Genomic DNA, 6,587 nt, shown 5'->3' with positions numbered 1-6,587 from the left:
CATGGCATTATCCAGGTGCTCGGCATCAAAATAAAAAAACAACGGACAAGCATCAAGCTAAAAATGCCGCCTAACAAAAGACAACCAGATTTCTCAAAATCGAGAAGTTTGGTTGTCTTTTTAAAACGGGTGATTATTTACCGCTTACGATAAATTGTCAATCACCTATGGCAACTTTTACTTTTTTAAGCGTGAATAGATGAATAACGCCTGTAAAATCAGCTTTTAGGGAACCAGCTATCAGCTGACGACTCAACTTTATCAAACAAAAAAACGCCCAAATTGGGCGTTTTTCTATACTTGTGAGCCAACAGTTGAAAGTTTGTGGCCACTATTCATTGTGGTCATCACGGTTGACTGAGTTGCTAAATTTTTATTAGCAGTGGCTAACATTAAACGAATTCGGTTCAACTGATTCACAATTGAAACACCAGGATCGTAATCGATTGGGGCAATGTTAGCTTGTGGGTATTGATGACGTAATTCTTTGACGACCCCTTTACCAACTACATGATTAGGTAAACAGCCAAAAGGTTGCATACAAATAATATTGTCAACGCCGCCCTTAAGCAATTCGATCATCTCACCAGTCAAGAACCAGCCTTCACCAGTTTGATTGCCTAATGACAAGATCTTGCTGGCATCATCAGCTAAGCTTTCAATTGCCGCTATCCCCTCAAAACGAGTAGATGCGGTTAAAGCCTTTTGCAATGGTTTTTCACACCACTTGATCAATTTCAGTGCCATTTCAGCTAAAACCTCTGACTTCTTGGCAAATCCAAATTGCTGATAACGATAAATTTGATTGTATAATGAGTAATTCATAAAACCAACAATATCGGGCACTACTGCTTCTGCGCCTTCTTGCTCCAATAAACGTACAATGTTATTATTCGCGATCGGTGAATACTTAACTAAGATCTCACCGACTAAACCAACTTTGGGCTTGGATAATTGTTGCAATGGCACAGTATCAAAGTCTTTGACGATTTGCTGCACATTCCGTTTAAATTCACGGAAGCTGCCTTTGATCACACTCGGCTGAACTAATTTCAGCCACTGGTCATGCATTTTGTCGATTTCACCAGGCGTTTTTTCATATGGTCGGGTGCGGTAAACCACGCGCTCAAACAAATCACCGTACAAGAACGCTAAAGCTACACGCTTCAATAATGGCAAGGTCAACTTAAAGCCAGCCGTTTCCTCAACACCTTGATTACCCAATGACATGGAAACTACTGGCACTTGTGCGAAACCAGCATCTTTCAAGGCTTTACGGATCAGTGGAATATAGTTAGTCGCACGGCAACCACCACCAGTTTGCGTCATCATAACAGCAGTATGATCGAGATCATATTTACCACTTTGCAAAGCTTCTAGCATTTGACCAATTGAAATAATCGCTGGGAAGCAGGCATCATTATTAACGAACTTCTGACCTTCATCGATCGCATGCCGATCATCCATCGGTAAATTGACCACATTATAACCAGATGCTTGTAGTGCCACGTCAACTAATCCTTGTTGATGAATTGGTGACATCATTGGCATTAACAACGTATATTTGTCTTTGCGCATATCCTCAGTGAATTGTACCGGCTTGTCATCTTCATACAATTTTTCTGGCATGATCGAGCGCCGCCGCCGTTCAGCGACCGCTGCTTTTAACGAACGTAAACGAATACGGACGGCGCCCATATTTGTTCCTTCGTCGATCTTCAGACAAGTATACAAACGATTATACTGCGTTAAAATTTCTTCAACCTGATCAGTATCGATTGCGTCCAAACCACAACCAAAGGAGTTCAATTGAACGAATTCTAGTTGTGGATCACGAGCTGCAACTCGCGCTGCTGCGTACAAGCGTGAATGGTAGACCCACTGATTGACCACGCGTAAGCCTTTGACATCGCCTAAATGAGCGATGGAATCTTCGGTCAACACATGGAACCCTTCGGCGGTGATGATTTCAGCGATGCCGTGATTGATTTCTGGATCCAAATGATATGGCCGGCCAGCTAAAACAATGCCCCGTTCGCCGGTTTGTTTCAGCATCCGTAAGGTATCCTCGCCGCGATCCTGAATTTGCTGTCTGAAATGAGCTAACTCAGCATAACCAGCATCCAAGGCCACTTTAACCTCGTCTTCAGTCACACCAAAGTCTTTAAACGTTTCATACAAATTACGCGCGGTCGAATTACGATCACCAAGATTTAAGAATGGGTTCCGATAATCGACTTTTCCTTCCCGAATTTCATCCACGTTGTTACGAATAACATCTGGGTAGGACTGGACAATTGGACAATTAAAATGATTTTGTGCGTCCTTATTTTCGACTTGGCCGTAGACGATTCCTGGATAAAAAATAGTTTTAACACCCTTGTTGATCAGCGCTTGGATATGGCCATGGACCTGCTTTGCTGGGTAGCAAACTGTATCACTGGGAATTGTTTCAATCCCCGATTCAAATTGTTTCTTGCTACCTTTAGGTGACAAAACAGCACGGATGCCTAACTTAGTAAAGAAAGTTTGCCACATTGGGTAATCATCATACATATTTAAAACGCGGGGAATCCCGATCACGCCACGAGCTTCTTTTTTACGTAATGGGCGATAGCCGAACAATAACTTATACTTTTCTTGGACTAAATTAATTTTACCGTTATCCTTAGGTACCCGTTGCTTCATCCCGCGGGCTTCACCGCGTTCACAACGATTACCAGTAACAAAGCGGCGACCGTCACTACAAATCGTGATCGTTAATGCGCAGTTATTTTCACACAAGCCGCAATGCATGAATTCTTTTTTGAAGGTTAAATCCTGCATATCCTTGGTATCTAATAATGTGGTTTCATCGCCCGTTGCATAGGCAGTTTCAGCAATCAAAGCCGCACCATAAGCACCCATTAAGCCGGCAATGTTCGGCCGAATCACTTCACGGCCAGAGATTTGTTCAAAGGCCCGCAAAACAGCTTCATTATAGAAGGTCCCGCCTTGGCAAACAATATGTTTACCTAGATCTTCAGCGCGCCGTAATTTAATAACTTTGAACAAAGCATTTTTGATAACCGACATCGACAACCCAGCAGAAATATCACCGATGGTTGCGCCCTCTTTTTGAACCTGCTTAACTTTTGAGTTCATGAAGACCGTACAGCGTGAACCGAGATCAGCTGGATGCTGAGCCAATAGTGCCGCCTGCGCGAAGTCTTTGACCCCATATTTCAATGAAGTCGCAAAAGTTTCGATAAACGACCCACAACCAGAAGAACAGGCTTCGTTCAACTTGATCGTTGTTAATGCGTTATTTTTAACCGTCATGGCCTTCATATCTTGGCCACCAATATCTAAAATAAAATCAACATCTGGCTGGAAGAAATGCGCCGCCCGGTAATGTGCCACCGTTTCAACTTCACCGAGATCAACTTTTAATGCATTCTTGATTAAATGCTCACCATAACCGGTAACACAAGCTTTACCGATGGTCACATCCGCTGGTAATTTAGAGTACAGATCAGTTAAAATTGTTTCGGTTTTTTCTAATGGCGCACCATCATTGCTATCATAATAGGTATACAACAATTTATGGTCAGTACTCATCAAGGCAACTTTGGTCGTGGTTGAACCCGCATCGATCCCAAGAAAAGCTACACCGCGATAGCTAGCTAAATCACGAGTTTCAACCTTAGCTTGCGCATGACGTTTGCGGAATTCTTGTAATTCATCATCATCTTTAAATAATGGCGTCAATGAGCGCGATGGCTGCATGACTTTATCGTCCCCATTTTCCAAACGATCAAGTAAGGTCACTAAATTGATCACGGGCTGTTTTTCTGCGTACAGAGCTGCGCCTTTAGCTACAAATAATTGGGGATCACTAGGGAAAACAACATCCTCAGGTGCTAAATTTAAAGTATCAATGAATCGAGCGCGGAGTTGATCCATGAAGTATAGTGGCCCGCCCAAAAAGGCGACCTTGCCTTTAATTTTATGACCCGACGCCAAACCAGCGATAGTCTGATTGACCACCGCTTGAAAAATACTTGCTGCAATATCAGCCTTACGGGCACCATCATTGATCAATGGCTGGACATCTGTTTTAGCAAAAACGCCACACCGCGAAGCGATCGGATAAATCGTTTGATAGTCCTTAGCCATTTCATTTAGGCCATTGGCATCGGTTTTCAGCAGTGTTGCCATTTGATCGATAAACGCGCCAGTTCCACCAGCACAACTACCGTTCATTCGTTGTTCTAACGAAGCACCAAAGAATGTGATCTTGGCATCTTCACCGCCGAGCTCAATACTGACATCAGTTTGCGGAATCAGTGTCTCAACTGTTTTGGTACAAGCAATTACTTCTTGCACAAATTCCAGCTGCAACAAATTAGCTAAGCCCATGCCACCAGAACCAGTGATCGTAAATGCGATCGGTGTCGTCGGTGCAATTTCTTGGATCGCTTCCTTCAATATACGTTCACTTGCTGCTTTTACGTCTGAATAATGCCGCTCATAACGGGCAAAGAGTGTCTGCTGTTGTGCGTCCATAATAACCAACTTAACTGTCGTCGAGCCGACGTCGATGCCACCATAAAGTTTCTCCGTCATCGCGAATCCTCCTCTTGATTGCAGCGCGTTAAAAAAATATTCAGCCACTACTTTTTTAACACATTTACGCTAACTAAATTCAAATCAAACTATTTTTTAATTTCTATTCAACTTAGATAACGAACACCTGTTGAATATCCAACAGAATGTCTGTTATACTATTTGTGTTTAGTTTACGACTTCACAAAAAAAATTCAATCAGCAATTTCCGCCAATTTGTGTGATAAACAACGGATTAAAACGAAACGTTGGCTATTTTTTAAAAAAATAGTTTGATTTTAAAACGCAGTTAGCTATTTTATTCACAATTGAAAATCGTTCTCAATTAGAAATAACCGCGGCACTTATTCAAAGTATGACTAAACAATTCCTCAGTTAGGTTTGAACTCTAAATTCACTAAAGTTTTGTGACCCACTTAATGTAAATGTATTTTAGAAGATAGCTTGTTTCAAAGAAATGGAGACCTTAAAATGGCTAAAAAAGTTGATTTACGTGTTTTCCGTACAAAAAAAATGATTTTCTCTGCATTCATGCAGTTGGTTGAAGCTGAAGGCTTTGAAGCCGTAACCATTCAAGAGATCGCTGATAAAGCCATGATCAATCGAACCACTTTTTACGCCCATTTTAAGGACAAACAAGATCTTTATGACCAAATTTTCACGACTAGCATGGTCCCTTTTCTTAAAATTCTTGATACCAGCAATATCACTGGCAACCAAATCAAATTAAAAACAGTTACTCACCTGCTGACCCAATTATTTACCGAAATCAAAACTAATCGTCAGTTTTACGCGTTAGCGTTAGACGGCGCCAATGCGAATCGTTTATCCGAACTACTTCATGATTTGTTGACGCAACGTTATGCCGAAATTTTCGCCCATTTATTGATCACCCACAATAAGAAGAAGATTCCAACTGACTTTATCATTTCTTACATGACTTCTATTTTTATTGGCACCGTTAATTGGTGGGTCCACGCCGATAGCGATTTTTCACCAGAGCATATGGCCAAGTTAGTCATTCAATTAATTGCCAACGGTCATTTAACCGTGCTCGGAATTGAAGTCCTCGACGATTGACCGCAGATTGGATACAGATTTTAGTGTCCATTTGTGTTAAAGTAGCAGCATAAGGCTTTAATGAAGGGATTGGAATGGATGACAACAGAAGCAACTGATTTACGCGCATTACCGATTACCAGCGGCAGTAACTTTCGCGAATTAGGTGGCTATCAAGCCATGAATGATCAGCACATTAAATACCATAAAGTGCTCCGATCAGGACGACTAGCGCCACTTAATCAAGCGGATCTCACCTACCTTGACAATTACGGCACGCGGATTGATGTTGACCTGCGCTCCGCCGATGAAGTCAAGCAAGCACCGGATAAAGTACCGACCAACGCTACTTACAAGTACTTACCGGTCTTCGATTATGATCAAACTCAAAATTCACAATCGCTAAAATAATTAGAAATTGAGTATCAAGGCAATCCAAATCATGGTCATGAACACATGAAGACGGTCTACCGCAACATGATCGCTGAACCACACGCTAAGCAAATTTATCATCAGTTCTTCGAGATTTTATTGGCCAATACCACTGATGGTGCGGCCACACTATTTCATTGCACTGCCGGTAAGGATCGCACTGGAATGGCAGCAGTCTTTTTCATGACTGCGTTAGGCGTGGATGCTAAAACGATCAAAACGGATTATCTACTGACCAACACGATTGCGGCACCACATATTGATGCCCGCTTAAATGAGTTGAAAGCACAGCACGCTACCCCCGATACGCTTGCAAATCTTCGCTCATTACTCAGCGTACACGCGGATTATCTAGCAACTGCGCTGGATCAAGTGAAACAAGAATCCGGTAATTTAAATAATTATTTGCATGAAGGCTTACAACTAACTGATCATGATTTGAACGAACTACGCCAAATCTATCTAACAGCTTGATCGATAAAAAACGT

General features: G+C 42.0%; 2 protein-coding genes and 1 pseudogene. 2 read left to right on the top strand and 1 reads right to left on the bottom strand.

All coding sequences use genetic code 11. The features are described 5' to 3' along the window. Positions 1-294 precede the first annotated feature (294 nt). Complete coding sequence (locus tag EKM76_RS05410; protein WP_125549681.1) at positions 295-4,608, bottom strand: 2-hydroxyacyl-CoA dehydratase; 4,314 nt, start codon at positions 4,606-4,608, stop codon at positions 295-297. A gap of 471 nt (positions 4,609-5,079) precedes the next feature. Between EKM76_RS05410 and EKM76_RS05405 the strand changes: the two genes are divergently transcribed. Continuing rightward, positions 5,080-5,688, top strand: a complete 609-nt coding sequence (locus EKM76_RS05405) for a TetR/AcrR family transcriptional regulator (protein ID WP_125549680.1) — start codon at positions 5,080-5,082, stop codon at positions 5,686-5,688. 60 nt (positions 5,689-5,748) lie between these two features. Continuing rightward, a pseudogene (locus EKM76_RS05400) lies at positions 5,749-6,573 on the top strand (tyrosine-protein phosphatase). The last annotated feature ends 14 nt before the right edge of the window (positions 6,574-6,587 follow it).

Origin of the sequence: Loigolactobacillus zhaoyuanensis (genome assembly GCF_003946385.1) — a bacterium.
GTDB classification, from domain to species: Bacteria; Bacillota; Bacilli; order Lactobacillales; family Lactobacillaceae; genus Loigolactobacillus; species Loigolactobacillus zhaoyuanensis.
The sequence above is the reverse complement of the archived record's forward strand: the minus strand, read 5'-3'. Positions and strand labels throughout refer to the sequence as shown.

Coding starts and splice junctions, on each gene's coding strand:
- EKM76_RS05410 (WP_125549681.1), bottom strand. CDS start 4,608: ATGACGGAGAAACTTTATGGTGGCATCGACGTCGGCTCGACGACAGTT.
- EKM76_RS05405 (WP_125549680.1), top strand. CDS start 5,080: ATGGCTAAAAAAGTTGATTTACGTGTTTTCCGTACAAAAAAAATGATT.